Consider the following 22,242-nt stretch of genomic DNA (forward strand, 5'->3'; position numbering starts at 1 on the left):
AAATAAAATTCATCAAAATATTTCTCATTATATTTTACCATATTTTATATCAATTTACAAATAACAGAAGTTATTTAGAGGCGTATTTAATTCACTTCTAAATAACTTCTGTTTATTATCTTTCGAGTTCCCAAAAAGCCCTATCCTTCATAAACACAGCCCTATCACTATCCCCCATCTTAACAATAGAATAATGCTTATTAAGACTCTTTATCTTACTATATATATTCTCTTCTTCACTCTTACTTTGAGTATTAAATATATACTTAACATCTTTATTATTTAAATCAGCTACATTATGAACAACCCAAGTTAAGATATAATTAGCATACTCATTTTCTCCTGTAGAGAAATGACTTAAAAGCTGAGTTGAAAGTATTGTTCCGACACCAAATTCTCTACCTTCTTTAAGTATCTTTTTTAATGAAGAAAAGTTCTTGTTTAAAAAGTTATCTGCTTCATCAACTAATACAATCTTGTTTAATTGTCTTAGATTTCCATCAATTTTACTATGTCCATAAGCTTGCATCTGAGAATAGAACAAGTCTAAAGTTATCGCTACAACAAGATTTTGTATTCCTGGATCATATCCTGATAAATCTATAACCGTAACTCCATCTATTAAATCAAATAAACTTTCTGTTTTTGTGCTGTCTGGTTCAAATATTTCAAAATCTATTAGATTACTAAATGTTGCATACAAGCTATCTTCTTTTAAATCTTCCTTATTAATATAGATATCATAAACATCTTTTAATGTTGGTGCGTTTTTATCCCATGTATCAGGCTGATTTTTTATTATGCCTTTAGCCTCATATGCTTCCATTATTAAATCTCTTAAAAGAGTTTCTTGTTTTATTCCAAGCCCAAAAGCTTTTGCTAAAGTTTCTTTCAATCCATTTGCTGTATGGAGTGGAAGCATTGGTTTTGAGTTGGCAGCTTTAACTACTGATAGTGGATTAAAAGGTAAATGATAAAGTTCAAATACTTTAGCATCTGTAGCATCTATAAAATCCTGTTTTGTTTTATTATAGTCACCTTTATAGTCAAAAATTAATATTCCAACCTTCTTACCCTCAACATTATATTTTGATTCCCTATAAATTTGTGTAACCATAGATTTAGTAAATTGTGTTTTACCAGTTCCCATTGTTCCAATAATACCTGTATTAGTATGAAGTAATTTATCAGTATCATTTGGACACCAATAAACTTCACTATTACTCTTTTGGTTTACGCCAAATAATATCTTCATATTTCTATCTTCATCACTTGAATACTCCTTATCTTTAGGTGACTCAGCTATTTTCTCTAACTGCTTATCTTGTTTTTTATTATCATCTTCTATGAAATCAGTAGCTGCTTCATTGGGTTCAACCAAATCTTGATTATATCCTGTAGATGTATTTTCAAAACTTTCATCTTTGTCTAAAGTATTGAATTTTTCTTCGGAATCTGAAGTATCATCTTCTTCATTAGGATCAAAACTTATATCAGGATGCTCATATTCTGCTTCACTAATTATTTTAATTGGTTTTACTATAGAACGAATTTCTTTTACTGTTTTAGTTATAAATTCAATTCCATCTTGTTCTGACATTTCAATTACTAAAACATTATCTTCTAATCTTACACTTTCACCATGATTTCCATCTTTAAATGAAATTACTGCTGCTTCACCTATAGATTCTTCTAAGGAATCAGTCACTATATAGTTTTCATTTAATAATACTTCCCTTATATCTGAATCTATTACACTATTCCAGTTTTCTTCATTACAAACATTATATAAATTAAGTTTTTCTGCACTTGTTATTACAAGCTGCATTAAGAAGTTATTATATACATTTTGTGCAGCAGTTAAATTTTCTTCTTTAGGATATAATAATTCGTTAAATATTTTCTTTGTAGCCTTGGCTTGTTCTATACCTTTTTCTACATACCAATTTGGATTATCTCCTATTTTAACTTCTATTGGATATGGATGTACATATACATCACCTTTATATTCTTCAATTCCAATTAAAAGAATATCATCACTTGTAGCTCCATTATTATCAAAACCTAATTTTTTAGCTGATAAGAAGCCTTCACTTTGCTTAAGTCCTGCACCACCTGATACTCTTAAAACTTCTTCAAGAGATATTGGCACCCAAATTATATTGTCTTTTTTAAACTTTGCAAGTGCTAATTTAATAGCTGAAAGAATGCTTATCTTTTCTTTCGGGAAATGTGATTTACTTGATAATAATCTAAGAAGCCAATCACCATTTACAGCATTAAACATATTTATTACGTCTGCTGAATAATCCTCTGCATTTTCTATTCCCTTTTTAGTTAAGAATTCTTCAATAACTTTTTGATACGGTCCGCTTTTTCTTGTAACTGTAATAGCATCATATCCACCAGCTGTTGTATATTGATCACTATAATGAATTATAAGAAGATCTTTTGCATCGGGATCATTTTTAAAGAAATTCAAATCTACTTTTGGATCTATAAATGTAACCCAATGACTTGCATTATATATATCATCTAATGTTGTTTTATTCTTATTAGCTACTGATATTGCTATGCAGCTATTACTGTCAAATGCCTCACCATTTATTGCAGCATTAATTGCATTTAATTTACTTGCAACTACCATTAAATCTGTATTAGTTTCTGCATACTTTGTACCAAAACCAGTTCTGTAATAATCACCTGAGAATACTGATGGTACACCGCTTATCAATCCATTTAAAATTACTCCAGACGGAATATCATCCATATTAGATTTTATTGTTTTCGCATTACTACTCATTTCAACAAAAGTAATATGTGCATATTCTATTCCTTCTTCACTTTTCTTAGAATAAAAATGTACCTTTTCTCTATATAAATCCAATACGTCTTCCTCTGACATACTATCAACATTTAAGTCTAATCCATATGTTTCTTTTAAGTCTTTCATATTATCACTAAATGCAACTTCTTCAAAAGCATTTGTAATGCTCTTATTTGAATAAATAAATAAGTCAATTGGCAGTACTTCTTTATTCTTAGATTTTAGCTGCTTAATATAATATTTAAATATTCCTTGTAGTATTTCCTTACTATCACCAGTATTGATTAAATTAATTCTAATTGGTGCATTACTTCCCATATTAAATAAATACTTAAAGTGATCAACGAATTCTTCTATCTTTTCATTAACAAGTTTTGAAACAAAATCTCTCGAGCTCTTATATCTTGGAAGTTTTTCATCTACATAGTACTTCCATTCAGGTGAATGATTTTGTTCCATTGGAATATATAATTTTTCTTCACCTACATTAATATATGGTAGTAGATATGTTGATGTAAATTTCTTAAGTATATCATCTTCTAGCACTTCATCTTCTATCTTCTCATTAATATGAAGCTGATAAGCTATATTTAATGGATGCAGTGCTGAAAGCATTAATTCCTTATCTTCTATTTCTCTTTTTATAGAACCAATCTTAAATAAATTCTTTTGTTTTTTATTTAAGTATTCTTTTTCTTCTATATTATTAAGCTCTTTTATATATACCCTTATAAATTCAGTATATAAGTTTTTGAGATCTTCATTTAAATATGTTAAGCTTGGTAATCTGTTAGATAAATTAAAGTATCTTAGAATATTACTATACGCTTGCATAACTTCACTATTTAGCTCTAAATCAATGTTTTCTAATCCATCACTTGTTTCTATAAAATAGAAACCTTCCATTTCTATTATTTGTTTTTCTAACTTTAGATTTTTTCTAAATTCATCTCTTGTGAAGTATTCCTTTGTTCCATGTTGAAGCTTATTTTCTCCTATAAATTTAAAGTCACATTTCTTTTCTCTTTTTAATTTCCATACTTTTAATCCTTCAATAGGAGCAATTTTTTCGCTTGTTCCAATAACTCCAAATGGTATAGTACAGTTATTTATATTAAGTTTAAATTTAACTAAATCACTATCATTTTCATATTCAAAATTATCACTTATATTTAAGGTTAGTCTTTCATCTTCACCAATCTGAATATCATCATAATTATCACTTAATTCATGGGATTTTGATGTTGATGCATATTCATTAAATACTATATCTGACTCATTTGTGTTTATTGATATATAACTATACTTTTTATTTATGACTATTGAATATTTAGTTTTTATACTTTCTAAATATTTTTCATTACAATTTACAATTACTACTCTAAATTCAAATTTTATATTTTTATCATTTTTATAAGTTATCTTATAAAAACTAGCGTCACAATCACAATTTTTGAAAGTAGCTTTTATCTTCTTTCCAGATGTTACAGCCTCAACATCACCTTCTGATTTTAAAAATTCCTTAGATAATGATGCATCAAAAGAAAATTCTGTTTCAATTTCTTCTTTTCTTCCTTCATTAAATATAATCATATTTCTTATTCTTGATTTAGCTTTTGATGTACCTTCTTCTCTATCATATTCAATAGAACTTGATTCATACTCTAATATAGGAACATTTTTCTTGTCTTCAATATATTTTTTAACATCTTTAAAGTCTGTTTCTTTCCAGTCCTCACCTTTTAATTTATCTATACCTTTATCATCAAAATATCTTTCAAGTTGAACTTCAGGATTCCCATAATTATGGATTTCATCTACTCTATTAAAGTTTGTAGCATTTTCTTCAATTCTATTCTTTAGCTGCTTCCCTGAAAAATCTTTTAATTTACTATCATAAAATAAACCAAAACTTTTGTATTGATCCTTTTCAATACAAGTTCCATTTATAGTCGCCAATAAATCTTTATATTCAAAAATTGATATACTCTCTCCAAGTAAATCCTTCTCTTTTCTTTCAACCATTAATTCAATAATAGTTTTATCAACTTCGCTAAATTGTGACTTAGCTAATTTCACTTTGATATCATTTTTTATAGAATTTATATGAAAAGGCATGCCTTCTTTTGAGAAAGATTCCGTTCCACCCATGATACTATCTAATGTTGTATCATGAATAAAAAGAATTGCCTTGTCTTCATATCCTTTTTCTGTACCTACCATATTTCTAAGTCTAGTTAAAAAATCAGGCTGTACATTATCTATTGTTGCAGAAACAATTAATTTTACATTACCAAAATCAAGCATGTATGCTGTATATTTAACTTCTCCAGTCTTTTGATCTGTATATTCAAAAATTTTATATAGATCATTATTTTTAAGCTCTTCATAAAGAGCCCTTACTTGTTCCTGTTTTTCAAATTGTATATTATATTTTGCTCCCACGCTTAATGGATTCATTTTAAAAAAATCTATTATTTTCTCCGATAAATAACTATAAAATTGATCTGACATATTGTGCATCCCCACTATCCGATTTCTTTTCTAATAAATTTAACTTTTCATATAATTGTATTATTTTAGCTTTTGAGTCTCTATCAAAAGAAATTCCTCTTTTTTCAAATTCTTCAAATAAAGTACCCAATTTAAGTTTTTCATTAATATTAATGCAAATTTTAGTTAAGAAAATAATATCTTCTTCACTTAAATTTAAACTATATCCAAGTGAACCTCTTCTTTTTGAAAAATTATCAAATATAAATCTTTTAAACCAATTCTTGTACGCATCATTTGCTCTACTTCGGCTTGACTTGTCAAATTGATATTCTAGAGCATCAAATAATTTATATACCTTATCAAATGCTTTGTTTCCACTGCTAGCTCTGTTTTTTTCTTTAAATTTATTCCAATCCTTATCTCGTACACGATTAGTATATTCATTAAATAATTCTTCAATTTGATTAGCAATAGCTTCTTCATCATTATCTTTAAATAACTCAAATAATTCTGTATATCCATACTTTTCATCAAAATTATTATGATTTAAAAATTCTAACGTTATTGCATGTGAAAATAAGCTTTCAGTATAACTGCTAAGTTTTTGCCAACCATACATATATGCTGTTCTATTTTTTGATATACTTTCCCATCCCAAAGTATAATATAGTGGTTCTGGCTTCGTTAAATCAGCTTTTTCAAAAGAACTTAATTTCATAGTTAATTGAGATATATAAAACATGTAGTAATATTCTAAAAATCTCTTTATTGAGTTTTTATATAATTCTTCATTGCTAATTAAAAACTTAAAGTCTTTTATAAATAACTCCTTTACAAATGGAAGATAACATTTATATTCGTCACTATTAATTTCTTTTTCTTTCAATTCTGGTAATGCCTTTAATACAAGCCTATATAAAATATTATCTACATCTCTTTCGTAATGCTCTTTGACAAAATCTTTTAGTTCTTTATTAAAAAAAATTGAATATAAAAACTTTGCCACTTTTTCTTCAGAAGAAGTAGACGATATATAATTTAGGGTTTTTATATCAAAATCTACTAAGTTATTTTTATCAATAAACATAGTCTTTACTATATCTCTAAAAGATTCTTTGCTTGCATTACCTTCAAATTCACCAATTTCATCTACGACATTTTCTATAAATTCAGTGGCATTAAAATCATTTTTTAATTCTTTATTGTTTATAAATCTTGAAAAAGCACCAATAACTCCATTAAATTGTGATACTAATGTTTTTTCATTAGCAGCATAAGGTAATAATTTAAATTCTTTGCACTGACTGTGAGTTAAATTACATGATCCTTCTTTTATATCTGGTTCTTCTTTAAACTTAAAATCTATCTTTATCTGATCTAAATCCAATTCATAAATTATATTTTCATTCATACTTTATATCTCCACAAATCTATAAGTTTCAAATTCTTCATCAAATTCTAATTTAAACTGCTTATTATTTTCTCTATTCTTTTCAGTAAAGATTATTTCCTCATTTTGAGAACCAGCTTCTTCAAGTTTATTAATGAATTCAATGAATTTTATAAAGTGATTTTTATCTTTCTTGTTAGGTCTATACCCATTAGTTACTTGTAGTAAAAGTTTATATAAAGTATAGTCAACATCTATCTCATATGACTTATCAGTATTTTCACCTTTATACTTTAACTTTAAATCACCTATAAATTTCTTAAGATCATTCTCATCATTTTTAGGTAAATTGCTTGTGTCTGCCTTTAACTCAATCTTTTCACTTGCTTTATACTTTATTTGATTTTTTCCCATAAAAATATTTATGTGACTTTTATCAGCTTCACCATTCCACTTCATAATACCTTCTTTTACATTATTATAAAGATTTTTTAATTTTACCTTATCACCTTTATTCCAGTAAAATAATGCATTTATATAATCGTCATAATCTTTATCCCTTAAAGAAAATAGTTCATTTTTGCCACAAATATAATAACTTCTTATAAATAATCTTAATAATTCAAATTTTAACTTTTTATCTTCTGTTTCATTAAAATCTATATTGCTAATCTTCTCTAAGTAATTCTTTGGATAATCAATATATTTTGAAAAGTAATCCATTATATTTGTAGCATTATTGAATTCAATTATAAAATCATCAACCTTTTCATTTCTAACATTTAAAGGATCAATTTCATTTAATGCTTCAAATATAAATGATAATTCTTTATGATCAAATACTATATTAGGAAGCAAGGCTTTTATATATTCTTGATTATTAAGCTTACTTATTTTGCTTTTAAAAGTTGGTGAATTAACATCAATATACGATCTTGGTATAATAAGCTCATACATGAAATTTAATAGAGCTCTTGTTGAAATAATTATTTTATTTTTTATTATGCATTGAACTAATAAATCAACTATAGAATCTTGAACATTATCTTTTGATAATAATTCATAATTAGCTTTTATTGGGCAACACATATTATTTTCACATTTACTACAATTTTTTATATATGATTTATAGAAAATATTTTTTTCCATAAAATCATCATCTTCATATGATTTTGTTATTTTTTGTATTAAAGATTTAACATAATCTGAATGCACTTTTCCATCTTTCAAAGTAAATATGTGATAATCACTAAAGTTTACAAATTGAAAAGACAAATTTTCATCAAAATCACTGTCTTCAATGCTGGTATCTAATATCTTCTTTTCTTGTACAAATTCTTTTAGCTTAGTAAATCTATGTCCATATTTTGAATCAATAAAGTTATTTAAAGTTCCTAAATTTATCGCTAATATAAATTTCTGAGTGCTGTTTTCTATTTTTTCATCACTAAATTCATCTAAAACATCATTTAATGTATCTACTGAAGTTTTATCTGGCTCTAAGCTTTCTGTTGCATCATTGTGAAGAGTAAAATCTTTCATTATGTCTTTATACTTATTATTAAAGTAAGATATTATATGGGATTTACCGTCACCAACACTACCACAAACTAGTATAAGCTGAGCTTTGTTTGATTCATAAGCCTTATGTATTAATTCATCTAAGCTTTTTTGCGCATCTCTAACTATATGCATATATTTTTTGAATGGTGTAAATTCACCTATACTTTCAACTGCTTCTTTAGATGATTCTTTTAATCTAGATAATTCTTGGACCAAACACTTCTTATCTGGTTCATCTGCCACTATACTTTCTGCTACTAGTCCAATATATGCATCATCAATATCTTGTGCATTATTACCAGCTGCAATTTCATCTTGTACCTCTTCAATAGATTCATTGTTGTCAGTTGAATTCACTTGATTTTTTTCCATAAACTGTTCCATTGTTTTTTTCATAATATCTGCAATTACTTCTTTATCTAACGCAGGCGCCTTATCTACTGTAGGCATTGGACTTTTGTATGGTAATGCTTCAAAATTAGGATCAACATAAACTTCTACAAACCAACATGTGATTTTATAAATGTTTTTATGTATATTTAAAGCTACTTCAAGTTCTCCTTCTATATTTGAATGAGCCGCCTTGTTTCCCATTAACCTTACCGAATTAAACAATTTATCTATATCTTCTGTAAATATTCCTTCGTTTGTAAGCTTTCTTAATCTCTCGGCTTGAGTCATCATATTTAATAATCCATATCCTTCAAGCCTAGCTATTTCTTGAGTTAAATTTTCTACAAAAGTTCTTCCTTTTATTATTGCTTCATGTGGAGATGTAAATAATGCTGAATTTATATCTCTTATATAATTATTAAGGTATCTATAATCTTTTTCTAAATAACTAAAAACCTCTTTTTCCAATGCCTGTTCTTCCTTTCTAGACAAATAAATACGAGTTAATTAATACTACATTCTTAAATTCTATTTTACCATATCCTTATTGTTTTGAGGATATCTATACTATACAAACCAATTATTAGAATTATTTTTATTCCTTCATTGTTTAAAATTACTATTTTTCAACAAATTCTCAATTATATTTATTATGTAAATTCTACCAATCTTATTTTGCAACTTATTATATTAAATTATATAAATTTCTATTTTCTTTTCTAATTTTGACTCATCACTATTTTTAAGACATTTAAAAAAAAACAATAAACATCTAAGAATTGATATTTTCTTAAAAATCAATTTTTTCTTATATTTATAATTTTTTAATTTCTTTTCTTCTATTTATAATTTTATTAAAAAATAAACTTTTATCATTTTTATTAAGAACTTTATTATTTTATATTTTTGATGCTTTTTTAAGATTTGTATTTCCAGTGGATATATTATTAAACTGTAATACACCTGTTGCATCTGCTTCTTTTTCATGTAACTTAAACTTTTCCTCTTGTAGTATCTTATTACTTATTAATTTTCTCCCTTATATATGATTCCTTATAGAATATTTTACTACAATTTGCACATATCTTCCAACCATTATATATTTATCTTTTTAATGTTTAGATGTAACATGTGAGGTTACTTATAAAATATTTTTATTATATAAAATGCAAACAAGCAGGAATTTATTTTAAACAAATTCCTGCTTGTTCTTCTGTTCATATTTTAATATTATTAATTTACTTGACTTGTGCATTAATTTAAGAAAATTTACCATTGGATTTTTATTGATATTTTACCAGTATAATTTTAAATAAAAAAGTAGCATATAAACCTCAAACATGCTAGATTTATTGTTGCGAAACCAAATCTAAGGAGATTTATATGCTGACAACAATATTAAACCAAAATGAAACAATTATCAACTATATTTCAGAGTTAAATCTGCCATATTCTTCTGCGATAAAGAATCATATGGTAAATATAGTATCTGGAATTATTGTAACAGAAGGAAGCAAAACTATTTCATCTGTTCATAATAAAATTACATGCAATAGAGATCGAAGTACTGGTTCAAGGTTCCTAAGTTCATATTCATGGAATCATGAATATGTTACGCAAGAACGCATATTTCATGCAATATCTGAAATTTCCAACACTTGTGAAGATAGTGATGTTGGATTCCTAATCATTGATGATACCTTAACTAAGAAAAATACTTCAACTAAAAAAATTGAAGGCTTAGATTTTCACAATTCACATGCTGATGGCAATAAACCTAAATGGTCACACTGCTTAGTTACATCGCATTATAAGATTAATGATTATTCTATACCTTTAGATTTTAGACAATATCACCGAAAGGAATCGAGTAAAAAACTATCTAAAAAATTTCTAGATAAAAATGAACTTGCGATGGAACTGATTAATGAATTCACTCCTGTAACTAAAAACAATTATTTACTAGTTGATTCATGGTATACTTCAGCAAAAATTTTGCTTCACGGTTTAATAAATGGTTGTCACACTATAGGGAGAATAAAATCTAACAGAGTAATATATCCGGCTGGCATTAAAACAAATGTCAAAAAGTTTTCTTCATACATTAGGACTAATGAGACTAGCTTAGTTACCGCTAGTAATAACAAGTACTATGTTTATAGATATGAAGGAAAACTTAATGATATTGAGAATGTAGTTGTACTTATAAGCTGGACTAAAAACGATTTATCTGATAATCCAGCATTCATTATAAGTACGGATGTTTCACTCGATAATAAAACCATAATTTCATATTACGAAAAGCGTTGGGATATTGAAGTAAGTTATAGATATCATAAAACAGCTCTTGGTTTTGATGAATTTCAAATTCAATCTTTAAAATCAATACATAGATATTGGAGCATGATATTTTTAACGTATACTTTTCTTGAGATTTTCAGAGTCAAATGTGAAAAATTATATAAATTTAAAAATATTGGAGATGTAATATTACACTTCCGAAACAACTATTTGGTAAAAATAGTTTCTTTTGCACATGAATGTGCAGATAACGGGATTGATTTACAGTCTACTATTGCCAAATTATGACTAGTAGCTTAAATTTTTCCTATTTACTGCACAAGTCTAGTTAATTTAGTTATCTTTTTATCTTTCTTATTTATATATGAACTATTCCAATTTCCATCTAATTTTCTTTAAACTTATATATAAAACTGAACACAGAATTCAATAGTTTTCTTCTCAGCGCCATATCTAAACATACTTTCTTCACTGCAGCATTTAATATTAAAGTCTTTAAAGAAATATCTAATATCTTCTTCATCAAAAAATCTTTTATAACCATCTTTAGTTAAATAATAATGCTTTTCTATTTCTTCACCCTGACTAGCTCCATAATTAGTATCATTCATAGAATTAACTCTTCCAATAAGATATCCATCAGCTTTTAAGATTCTCTTTATTTCTTTAATTATTTCAATAGTTTTTCTTTTCTTAAAATAATGAAGGCTTAAATCCGCAATAACTAAATTCATGGATCCATCTTTATATGGAAGTCTTTTTGTTATGTCATGCTCTAATAATTTTACGTCTTTAAAATTATTTCTTACTATCTTAAGTGCTTCTTCTGAATAATCACAAGCATAAATATCTTTGAATCCTCTTTCTGTTAAGTATAAAAGATTATTTCCTGTACCACATCCCATATCTAGAACAGGTTCATCTTTATATTTACTAATTATATCCTCATACTTATCTAACCATAAACCATAAACTATCTTATTATTACTTTTTTCTTTGTATATGTTGTTCCAATAATCTTTATTACCTTTCATGTAATTTATCTCCTAAATTCTAATGGTTACCTTGTATTTTTTCTTCTTTGTGAAATATACAGCTATCATATAAAATCAAATGCAGCCCTTCAAATATTATTAACTCAGTTATATAGTACAATATATAATATCAACAATATTAATTTTGTATTCTAAATATAAGGAGCCAACACAGCTAACAGCAAAATAAAGATAAATTTTCTCATATTAAATCAAAATTCTATCGAATACATATATAAAAACATTGAAATATATTATTTTTCTGCAAATTCTTAAGCAGAGAGCCCAAATCTTGCATTTGGTGCGAATCGCTTACACCTATGAATGTATATGAGTAGGTGTTTCCTTGGCATATAATGCTTTATGAGGTACGGGCTTAGCAGTATAGCCCATTTTCATCTACTGATGAAGATGTTTCCTTTAAAATAAAAAAATATATATTCTTAAATTCTAAAATTCTTAAGAATATATATTCTTTACATTATTTTTTATTTAACAGATTTAAGAACAATTCCATCCTTAAATCCTTCACGCTCCTTAAGTTTTTTATTTATTCCTTTAAACCTCAAACTTCTTAGCAATTATATGAATTATCTGACTAGTGAGCCTCTTTAAATCTGAACATAAAACTACAGATGGATAAATTAGTTTTAATTCCTCGTAGCATCCCTCTTCATCACTATCATTATCATCATCCAGTGCTACTGCTATTATTTCAGTTCCACGTCTTAATATTTTTTTGACTGCATTTTTTGTGTCCTCTATTGATACTGGAGGAACATAATAAGCTTCCTCACATGTATGTAGTGGAACCCCATCTGATACAACAATCATAAGTTTGTGTTCATCAAAGGATGTATTATATTTTAAGTATTTTTCTGCCCATAATAAGCTTAAGCCATCACGATTATCTCCAGAAGCTTTCATTTTCATAATATTATATTTCTGATCATCTCTGCCATTAAAATCTATTAATATATTACATGTTATAGATGGTTCATCAAAAGATGCCCTATGTTCTACTATTGAGTGCTTAATTTTTTGATTTTTTAGTACTTCATGAAGAATCAAAGCTGTATTTCTTGCACTTTCACATCTTTCACCACTCATTGAGCCTGAGCCATCAATTAATAAAAGTAGAGAAAGCTTTGGAATATCAATTCTTTCTATATTTTTATACCAGTATCTCTTTTTTACGTCACCCATATACTTTGATGTAATTCCTGTTCCAAATTGTAATCTTTCTTCTCGCCCTGATACTCTTGCTCTTAGTATTGCACTAAATTGTGCATTGTATGAATTAATATTTATACTATAATTTTTATATATATTATTGTAGGCTTTTTTCAAATTCAAATTTATCTTTGGCTTAATTACTTTTATTTTTACATCTTTATGAATTCTGCTGTCATTAAAAACACTTCCATATAATTCTTCATATTCGCCTTTCTTAAAAAACAGTCTTAAAACATTTTCCTTTTCTGAATTTAATTTATTAATTATCTGCTTCCATTGTTCATTATTATTATCACTGCCACCAAAAAGTACTTTTGTTATTTTTATTTCTTTCCCCTGACTGTTAATATCCATAGGGGAATCATTCTTTGATTCATGAGTTTTAATAGCCCCTAATTTCTGCCTTAATATAGTTTCATCTATATTTTTATCATCTTTTGGAATAAGATTTTCAATTATATCAAATATTTTTTGTACGTACTTATGCCTTTCATAAGGATTTCCACAAATCATTCCAGAGTGAAATAATTCCTTAGTAGCATTTACATACTTTCTTATTGCAAATATTGGTGCAGGCTGAATTACCATTGGATATAATAAGTCAGTAGCCATATAATCAAGATATATCATTAATAATTCACATTTATCTTTATGGAGTTTATCTACAATATTACTTAATTTATTCTTCAATTTAAAACTTCTTACCATATGCTTTTTTAAGCCAATAGATTTATTATTTATGTTTTGGGATTTTTTATAATCATGCATATGATCATTATGAAATGCTTTTTTTACAGTTCCTTCCTTAGGATTGCTTGCAAATAATCTTGAAACTCGTCCAAATTTCAAATAAAATTCAATGTTATCAAAATAACTGCACCCTGCTGCTTCTATAAATGCATCTTCTATTATATTTGCAATCAAAGATAAAGTTTTCAGTCTTGCATTTGTTATACTTCTTACATCATTTACACAAAACAATGGAAAATGAGTAAATATAATATGAAGGCTTTCATGAATACTCTGACTTCGTGTAACTATTTTTAAGGCAAGCCATTTATCTTCACATAATTTATGCTCACATCCAAGATATTCTTCTGCTTTATAAAGAGCAGTTCTGTCTTTGTACATTTCATCTAAAGCAGGATCTACAATTATATTTCTGCCATCTGTAAAAGCTTCATTTTCATTGATGAAAAATAATTTAAGATATTCTGTATCACATAGCATATTTACAAAGCTTTCTTCAATTTCCCTATTATAATCACTTTGAAAAGCATCTAATATTTCATTATCATCATATTCCATCTTCTATTCTTCCTTCCACTTATATAAAACGATAATACTTCTTATTGTCTCTTCAAATATTCGGTCACATTTTGCAATAGGTATTATTGTCTTTTCAGCAGCTGAAACATATCCCTCATACTTTGCAAGCTTTGCCCAGTTTTCAAGATTTCTTGGTGATATGACCATATCAAGTTCTTCATTTTCAATTTTTCTCTTAATTTTATTAAAAACACTTATTATTTTTTCTACCATTGGTTCACATTGAGGTACACGCGATATAAGCATCCTTCTTATTGATTTATCTGAAAGTTCTCCTATTTCAATTATATTATTAAACCTGTTGTATAGTGCTTGGTTCAATTCTCGTGTACCGTAATAACCTATATTCATTGTTGCAAAAAATCTAAAATTCTTATGCCTTTTAACAATTTCACCATTATCAAGCCTTACAAATCCATTATCATCTAATAATGAATTCAAAAATGCCAGATATTGAGGCTTTGCAAAATTTATTTCTTCAAATATTACAGCTCCGCCTTCCCTTACTGCCTTTGTTACAAAACTTTCCTTAAATACTATCTTATCATCTTCAGGTATATACTTTCCAAGTATGTATTCATCAAGATTTTCTGTGCAGTTAATTGTATCCATTATTGGAATGCCTGTCTCCTGACATATAAGTTTACAACTTATTGTTTTTCCTGTTCCAGATGGTCCATGAAGCAAAACAGCTAAGGTATCTCCTTCAGTTACTGCATTACATACACTTTTTAACTTCCATGGCAGAATAAATTCATCTGATAGCTTTGGTATGAGGTTTCTGTATTGCTCAGAAAATTCATCAACATTGAACTTTATTACTTTTTCATGTAATCTTATGCTATTATCTTCTTTATTATCCTGAACAATTTTATTTATGCTGCTATATGATTTTAATCTGCTTATATCATAATCAGAAATATCTTCATATATAACATTGTAATCATAATTTTTATGATTTTGATAAATATCTTCATGGAGATTTGCAAACAGATCTACGGAAGGACTCTTTATATATTCATTAAATAATTTGCTGTAATCTTCATTGAATCTGCTTTCTTTAGCAATAATAACTGCAATACATGGCAAGAGCTTGTATAGTGGATGAAGATGCTCCATATCTCCACGTATATATTCATTATTCATATCATAAGCAGCAATTCTTATAGTTTCCATATCAAAAAATGCTTTATAATTGTAAATGTTGTACTGTACCACCCCATTTTCACGCCAGTCATCCTGTATATTTATATTTGCAAAAAATATCCTGTTATCATCTGAAAAATATATATCACCAATTTTTTCTGTGTTCCCTTTGTTTATTTCCACAATCATTGATGATAATAATGAAAGAGCTTCTCCTATGGGCTGACATAAAGTTGTTTTTGGTGGAATCAATTCATTCTTCGGATGAATATAGTACTGTGTCGCATCAGACAAATGCCTGAATCCAAATCCTTTATAAATGCTGTCACTGTTTTTTCTTTTTATTCTATAAGCTGTCTTAAAAATGTACATTGATGATAGCCCTCTCTTAAATTCTAATTTATCGAATATAAATTTTTAGCATAATTTAAATTAATGCATAATATATGAATATTTTACCACATAATTTATTTAAATTTTAATTATCATTCCACATTTTAATTTGTATTACATTGTTGTTTCAATTTCAAATCCATATTCATGTAATATAAAATCATCATCAATTACTTCATCATAAATTCCTTCTGCCTTTTTAAATCCATTCTTTATATAAAGATTTATTGCAGGCTCATTTTCATCAACAACAAACAGCCTCAAATATTTAGCCTTTTTATGATTTGCAAGTGCAATAGCCTTCTTTAACATTACACTTCCCATTCCTTTTTTTAAATAATTGACATTAATTCCAAAACGGTCAATATATAAGGCTTTAGCATGTTTATTCTCCCATTTTATATATTCTTCGCCAGCATTTGAATCACATAAAGCAAATGCTCCAATTATTTCATTATTTTTTACTAAAATATAAAGACGATTATTTTCAATATCCTCCTTAAGAAATTCACATGGATAAATGTCATCCCAAATTTCTAAATTATTACTATTCATATTATCAACAATCTTTTTGTATATAAATTTAAGTTGTGATAAGTCATCTATACTAGCTAGTCTCAAAAACACTTTTAAGTACAATTCCATCTTTAAATCCTCCACGCTCATTAAGCTTTTTATTCCTAGCTTTTAATAAATCGTCTTCACTATATCCAAGTGCTTCTGCAAGTCCAAATAAAACTTCCATAACATCTGCAAGCTCTTCTAAATTTTGTCTTCTAGATATTCATTTACTTCTTCATTTAATTTATCTTCTAATAAACTGTATTTTTCCTTTTCATGTGCAATTATAATTTCACATGTCTTTCCTGAAGATTTAATTATCTCTGGAATTTTATCACGTACTAATTTATTGTATCCCTTTATACCTTGACTCATATATTTTATCTCCTGCAATGTAAAATATTAAATTTATCGAAAAACACTATAATTTCTTAAATTCATAATTTTATGTTTTTTGAACTTTTAGGAGTTTTCTTTAAAAAATCATGTTTTTTCATTTTTATCAAAAATTATATAAATCAGCTTTATTTATATTTTATCATGAATAACTAATATATCTACAAATATTAAAAGCAGATAAGATTAACTTTTAATACTCTTACCTGCTTTTTTCACCTTATTTTAATTTTTCTCACATTCTTGCCTAATTTTTTTAACTAAATCTAGTGAAACATTTGCAATTTTACAAATAATATCATCATTTAATCCATTATTTATAGAATTTCTAACAACTTCTAGTTTGCTTTTTTCAATGCCTTCCTTTCTACCCTCTTTTCTTCCTTCTTTTCTTCCCTCTTCTATTCCCTCTTTTCTTCCCTCTTCTATTCCTTCCTCTCTGCCTTCTTTTTTAGCATTTTCTTTCATTTCATCTAATATAAAAGCATTTCTTGCAACCATAAGTTCTACCTCCCTTTTATCCGCTTCTAAAATCTTTATGGCAGATTCTGCAAGTGGATCAACTACAGTGTTTTTTATCCATTTTTTAATTGCTTTAATTTCAGCATCACTTAGTGAATTAAAATATAGTGCTATCACCTTTATTCTTTCTAAGAATTCTATTGCATCCATCTTTTGATCTAATAAAAATATAGCTGCAGTTACATTTTTTAAATCTATAAGTGCATCTTTCTTTAATTTTTCATCATTACTTATATCAAAAATATCATATTCAAAATTTAAAATATTATTGCCAAAAAGCTCTTCATTATAAATCATCTTTCTAAACTGATTAGGTACATCCCATACCTGCTCACCATTATACAATACTATTGGAACTATAGCTGGAATTTTCACATTTTTATCGTACTTTTTATGTTTAGTATTGACTGCATATTCTTTTAGTATTTCACACATATAAAATAATAATCTTAATGGCATTGTATAATCTACACTTGATTGAAATTCTAAAAGAATATAAAAAACCACTTCACTATTATTTATATTAGCCTTATATACTATATCGGCTTCCCTTTCTTCATAATCTGCTGTTATGTATGTATTATTAACTAATGTTAAATCTTCAGCCTTAAGATCTTTGCTCCAGTTAGCATTACTAATATTTTTAAATAAATCTAGAGCAACTTCACGTTTTGAATATAAGTCTTTATAGCTTTTATCGTGAATATGATGTATGTTCTTTTTATATTTTTCTTCGTTATTCATTTTTTACTTCCTCAATTTTATCTTTAGTGTAATTCTTAACTTAATTATAACTAATTAAACAACTCTGTTCAAGATTGACTCATATGAAGAACAGTCTCCATATCATCTGAAAGTTTATCATAATCATTTTCCTCTATACTAGATAAATACTCTTTTGAAAAATTATATTGTTCAATTGTCCCATTCCATTTACCTACAATAATAACCTCATTTTTATATTTAAATGCTGTATGGCTTAAACAAGTTCTTGCTACTAAATCATATTCTTTATTAGAATATGCTCCTGCTTTTCATGTCAGATACACAAGTATGTTGTTTTTATATTCTCCTTTATCAAATTTACCTTTTTGATATAACATAAATAATACAATTAGTATTACAGGCAAAAATAATAACTCCATACGATCGCCATCTTTTCTAATTATACTATTTTTTGTATTTTATAATTTTTTATATTTTTCTTAAAAAGTTACGTTTCTTCACTTTTATCAAAAATTATATAAGTCCGCTTTATTTATATTTTATCATGAATCTCTAATATATCTATAAATATTAAAAGCAGATAAAATTAACTTTCAATAATCTTATCTGCTTCTTACACTTTATTTTTTAAGCTTAATTAATTTCTTTTTCTGATAAACCTGTCCCTTCACTTATTAACTTAATTTACCAGTACTTGCTACATGTTTCATGTCCAGAAGCTTCCACCTGTCCAACTATAGTCTAAGCAGTTTCATTCCCTACCAAACATGCTACACAAAATATCTTCCACACAAAAATAATTCTGCTTCTGCCTTTCTTCTATTAACAAGCCCTGGAAGCACTTTCCCATCATACCCCTTAACATATCTTAAGAAGTTTTCTTTTATTATAGAATAATCTCTTATTGCATTTTTTATATTTTTCCAAAGAGTAGAATTTTCAAGTGTTATTATGCCACAATTAAATGAAAATGATATTAATGCTTCACGCTGAAACTTGTTTAGGTTAACATTATTTCTAGAGCATAAAATATCAATTTCTTCTAAAAAGTTCTTAATATCCTTTCTAAATTCTTCATATGCTCTTTCTTTTGTAATAGTACCAAGTCTTGTCACTTCATTTCTTGTACATCCAATTCCTATTGTCTTTACACCGCTTGGACAATAATATGCATTGAGTCTGCAGCCTTCAAAGAAAGCTACAAATTTACAAAACTCGTCTGAAACTTCACCTTTACTTGAAATATTATAATTTAAATCCTCCTCTAGCCATACTCCATTATAATCAAACTTTTGATATTTGTTATTTATAAAAAATGTTCCATTACAATGCATTGATCCTAGATTTTCTTCATCATATTCTTCAAAGTAATACCATAAATCTTTTAATTCAATCCATCCTGTACATATCTGCCCTTCATAAAATACTTTATTATCCTTAACTGTTTCTTCATAAAATGCATAATACCAATTATTATCTCTTGTAGTCTGGAACCATCCTTTCACCATTCTTCCGTCTTTCTCTAAATAATACATTCTATTTTCATGCTTTACCCATGTTGCATTAAGCTTTTTGCTGTTTTCATAGAAATACCAGTTTTCATCTTCTTTTACCCATTCTTTGCTCAATACCTATTCCCCCATATATAAAAATTTTTAATTTATGTTAAGCAATACCCTTTTCATTTTTTCATCATATATAAGTTCTAATAAATTTTCTACGTTAAGCATATATAATCTGTCTTGCTTTGGTGCAAATTTAAATGAATAATCATAATTAGAAGATATATATTAACCTTCACATTAATGAAAGCCTCCAAAATATAACAACATTTATTTAAAACATCTGCATATAAGTAATTACGTTACAATATCCCAATTTTAAAATTTTTATGATCAGTATTAAAACTCATTTATTACTTCCACCCTAGAAGTTTCTCTTCAAGATCATCATAATCATATTTCCTGGCTTCAAAATTGTTAAACCTAAGTTTAGGCTTTTCTCTAGATATTTCAATACAGCCATCAGATGAAATACCAAGCTCTTCTTCTGGATATCCGTTTTTTGTCCAATTTTTCAATATGCCTTTTATATAATTTATATCATGCTTATTTTTTTCAATTGCTTTTATTGCTGCAAGAAGTATATATCTTTCATCATGAACATCTAAAAGCTTTTGAAGGACAGAGACAGATAACCCTTTTGTATTAATGCCAAACTCTTTAAGCTTTTTTAATAAATCATCTGTATTTTTATTTTCTTCTTTTTCTTCTACTAATTTCTCATTCTTAATTTCTTCATTCTCTTTCTGAGTCTCTTTCTCTTTCTCATCCATTACATTACCATTACAATCATCATTACAATTTTTATCTATACTTTCTTCCTTATTCTCATTACCTTCATGACCCTCAAGTTTCTTCTTTTCTCTAAATCTTTTAACTCTTTCTTTATTCATTTCCTTTGCACGCTTCATGCCTTCAACATTTTGATACTTTTCCCAATTGCATATTCTTATGATATTGTTTTGTGATACATCTATCATTTTTAACGATGATAGTGTCTTTAAGGCTTCACTTATTTCCTCAACAGTTATATCAAATACTACACTTAACATTTCATTTGTATATGGAATATCTTCATTTAAATAAATAAATCCATAATCATTAACCTTTCCAGCCTGAGTGAGAAGTTTAAGCCATATCAAAAGTTTTATTGCGCCATCTGGCATTGATAATATTATTCTTATCTTTTCATCTTCAAACATTCTAGTTGAAAGCTTTATCCAGTCTATCATTTTATATCTACCCCTCACTTTTATATAGTAATTTTTCACATAGCTTAACTAATGATACCTGCTAAGTATACTTTTTTCCTGCCCTTTACATACTAATAATCAATGCAATAATTCAGCCTTTAAAAAAAGACCATCTTAAATCTGTTTTCATATACAAAGATATATTATCTACATATTTAAGATGGTCTAAAGAGTATTTTTTAACCTAGTTTTACATTTTAGAATATCGTTCAAATCCATTCCATGAAGGTATAAGATTTAAGGTATTACATGCTTTTATATATTCTCTAAATTTCTTTGACTTTATTTCATCTATACTTTCTTCACTTATTTCATCTTCTGCATTTTCTAATTTTTCAATTGTTTTTTCCTTTGCAGCATCTTTATTTGCAGTTTTATTTTTACTTTTGCTCATCTTTTTATTAGCTTCAGGAACATCTACCAAAAGCTCAATTACTTCTGTTTCATCCTCTTCATTTATTTCCCCAATTCTGTCTCCAATCATTATTACTGATTCAGCATCTTTATTATCTTCTAAGCCTAAATCAAATGATTTAATAACTGTTTCTGTATTTAAACTTTTAAGATCGTTTACTCCACCCATAATAATTCTCCTTACATACCACAACAATTTCTATTTATCTTCTATACCATTATCTTTGTCCACTTAATTTACCTATTAATATAACTTACTAAAATATTTTTAGAATCATACACTCCCTAACTTACAGCTTTTTATTTAATTTCAAAAATCGTTTACAAATATCATAAATAATCATACAGGACAATATTAAATCGTAGTTTTATTATGACACTGTCCCGTGATGAAAAATCAGCTCCTCTTCCATTTAAAGCCTTATTTATAAATGACAGTGACTTTCCTAATATTTCGGCTAATTTCTTTTGTGTTATTTTCATTTTAGATAAAAATTTTTTAAAATCTTCATATGGCTTATTATTATTCACATAGACTCTCTCCCTTCTATATTTTTTATAATGATTATTAAGTTAACCTCCTTTCAAATATTCCTTTTATAGCTGTTATTTTTTATAAATTATTCAAATATTTGTGTCACATTGGTTAATTTAAATTATACTGATTTTTGTGTCTATGTCAACAACTTTATTGAAATTT

13 protein-coding genes and 1 pseudogene are annotated in these 22,242 nt (G+C 26.8%); 1 reads left to right on the forward strand and 13 read right to left on the reverse strand.

Going from position 1 to position 22,242, the window contains the following annotated elements:
* Positions 1 to 115: 115 nt before the first annotated feature.
* The 3 genes from dptH to dptF are packed head-to-tail and all read right to left on the reverse strand — an operon-like array spanning position 116 to position 9,137.
* Positions 116 to 5,341, reverse strand: a complete 5,226-nt coding sequence (gene dptH / locus BN2920_RS13015; protein WP_058295431.1) for a DNA phosphorothioation-dependent restriction protein DptH — start codon at positions 5,339 to 5,341, stop codon at positions 116 to 118.
* A complete protein-coding gene (gene dptG / locus BN2920_RS13020; RefSeq protein WP_058295432.1) occupies positions 5,322 to 6,734 on the reverse strand; it encodes a DNA phosphorothioation-dependent restriction protein DptG in 1,413 nt (470 codons plus the stop codon). The genes dptH and dptG overlap by 20 nt, the downstream gene beginning before the upstream one ends.
* A gap of 3 nt (positions 6,735 to 6,737) precedes the next feature.
* A complete protein-coding gene (gene dptF / locus BN2920_RS13025; protein ID WP_058295433.1) occupies positions 6,738 to 9,137 on the reverse strand; it encodes a DNA phosphorothioation-dependent restriction protein DptF in 2,400 nt (799 codons plus the stop codon).
* Positions 9,138 to 10,052: 915 nt separating this feature from the next.
* Between dptF and BN2920_RS13030 the strand changes: the two genes are divergently transcribed.
* Positions 10,053 to 11,258, forward strand: coding sequence for an IS701 family transposase (locus BN2920_RS13030; RefSeq protein WP_058295434.1), 1,206 nt, complete (start codon positions 10,053 to 10,055; stop codon positions 11,256 to 11,258).
* Positions 11,259 to 11,371: 113 nt separating this feature from the next.
* Here BN2920_RS13030 and BN2920_RS13035 read toward each other — a convergent pair whose 3' ends face one another.
* The 10 genes and pseudogenes from BN2920_RS13035 to BN2920_RS13080 all read right to left on the reverse strand — a co-directional run bounded on the left by BN2920_RS13035 (position 11,372) and on the right by BN2920_RS13080 (position 22,073).
* Positions 11,372 to 12,004, reverse strand: a complete 633-nt coding sequence (locus tag BN2920_RS13035; RefSeq protein WP_058295435.1) for a class I SAM-dependent methyltransferase — start codon at positions 12,002 to 12,004, stop codon at positions 11,372 to 11,374.
* A gap of 558 nt (positions 12,005 to 12,562) precedes the next feature.
* Positions 12,563 to 14,548: a vWA domain-containing protein gene (locus tag BN2920_RS13040; protein WP_058295436.1), complete on the reverse strand. Its 1,986-nt coding sequence runs from the start codon at positions 14,546 to 14,548 to the stop codon at positions 12,563 to 12,565.
* 3 nt (positions 14,549 to 14,551) lie between these two features.
* Entirely contained in the window at positions 14,552 to 16,087 is a 1,536-nt protein-coding gene (locus BN2920_RS13045) for an AAA family ATPase (protein WP_058295437.1), read from the reverse strand.
* Positions 16,088 to 16,222: 135 nt separating this feature from the next.
* A complete protein-coding gene (locus BN2920_RS13050; RefSeq protein ID WP_338132746.1) occupies positions 16,223 to 16,753 on the reverse strand; it encodes a GNAT family N-acetyltransferase in 531 nt (176 codons plus the stop codon).
* Positions 16,716 to 17,032: pseudogene (locus BN2920_RS13055) on the reverse strand (phosphoribosyl-ATP pyrophosphohydrolase). Before BN2920_RS13055 ends, BN2920_RS13050 begins: the two are co-directional and overlap by 38 nt.
* Positions 17,033 to 17,290: 258 nt before the next feature.
* The gene (locus BN2920_RS13060; protein ID WP_058295439.1) at positions 17,291 to 18,331 is read right to left on the reverse strand and encodes an Rpn family recombination-promoting nuclease/putative transposase; all 1,041 of its coding nucleotides are present in this window, start codon (positions 18,329 to 18,331) and stop codon (positions 17,291 to 17,293) included.
* Between the two features lie 752 nt (positions 18,332 to 19,083).
* A complete protein-coding gene (locus tag BN2920_RS13065; protein ID WP_058295440.1) occupies positions 19,084 to 19,941 on the reverse strand; it encodes a lysozyme in 858 nt (285 codons plus the stop codon).
* A gap of 287 nt (positions 19,942 to 20,228) precedes the next feature.
* Complete coding sequence (locus tag BN2920_RS13070; protein ID WP_058295441.1) at positions 20,229 to 21,107, reverse strand: phage replisome organizer N-terminal domain-containing protein; 879 nt, start codon at positions 21,105 to 21,107, stop codon at positions 20,229 to 20,231.
* Between the two features lie 211 nt (positions 21,108 to 21,318).
* Positions 21,319 to 21,711 (reverse strand): hypothetical protein, encoded by a 393-nt coding sequence (locus tag BN2920_RS13075; RefSeq protein ID WP_058295442.1) that lies wholly within the window; start codon positions 21,709 to 21,711, stop codon positions 21,319 to 21,321.
* 161 nt (positions 21,712 to 21,872) lie between these two features.
* Positions 21,873 to 22,073, reverse strand: a complete 201-nt coding sequence (locus BN2920_RS13080; RefSeq protein WP_058295443.1) for a helix-turn-helix domain-containing protein — start codon at positions 22,071 to 22,073, stop codon at positions 21,873 to 21,875.
* Positions 22,074 to 22,242: the final 169 nt, after the last annotated feature.

The organism is Clostridium neonatale (assembly GCF_001458595.1).
GTDB lineage: Bacteria > Bacillota > Clostridia > Clostridiales > Clostridiaceae > Clostridium > Clostridium neonatale.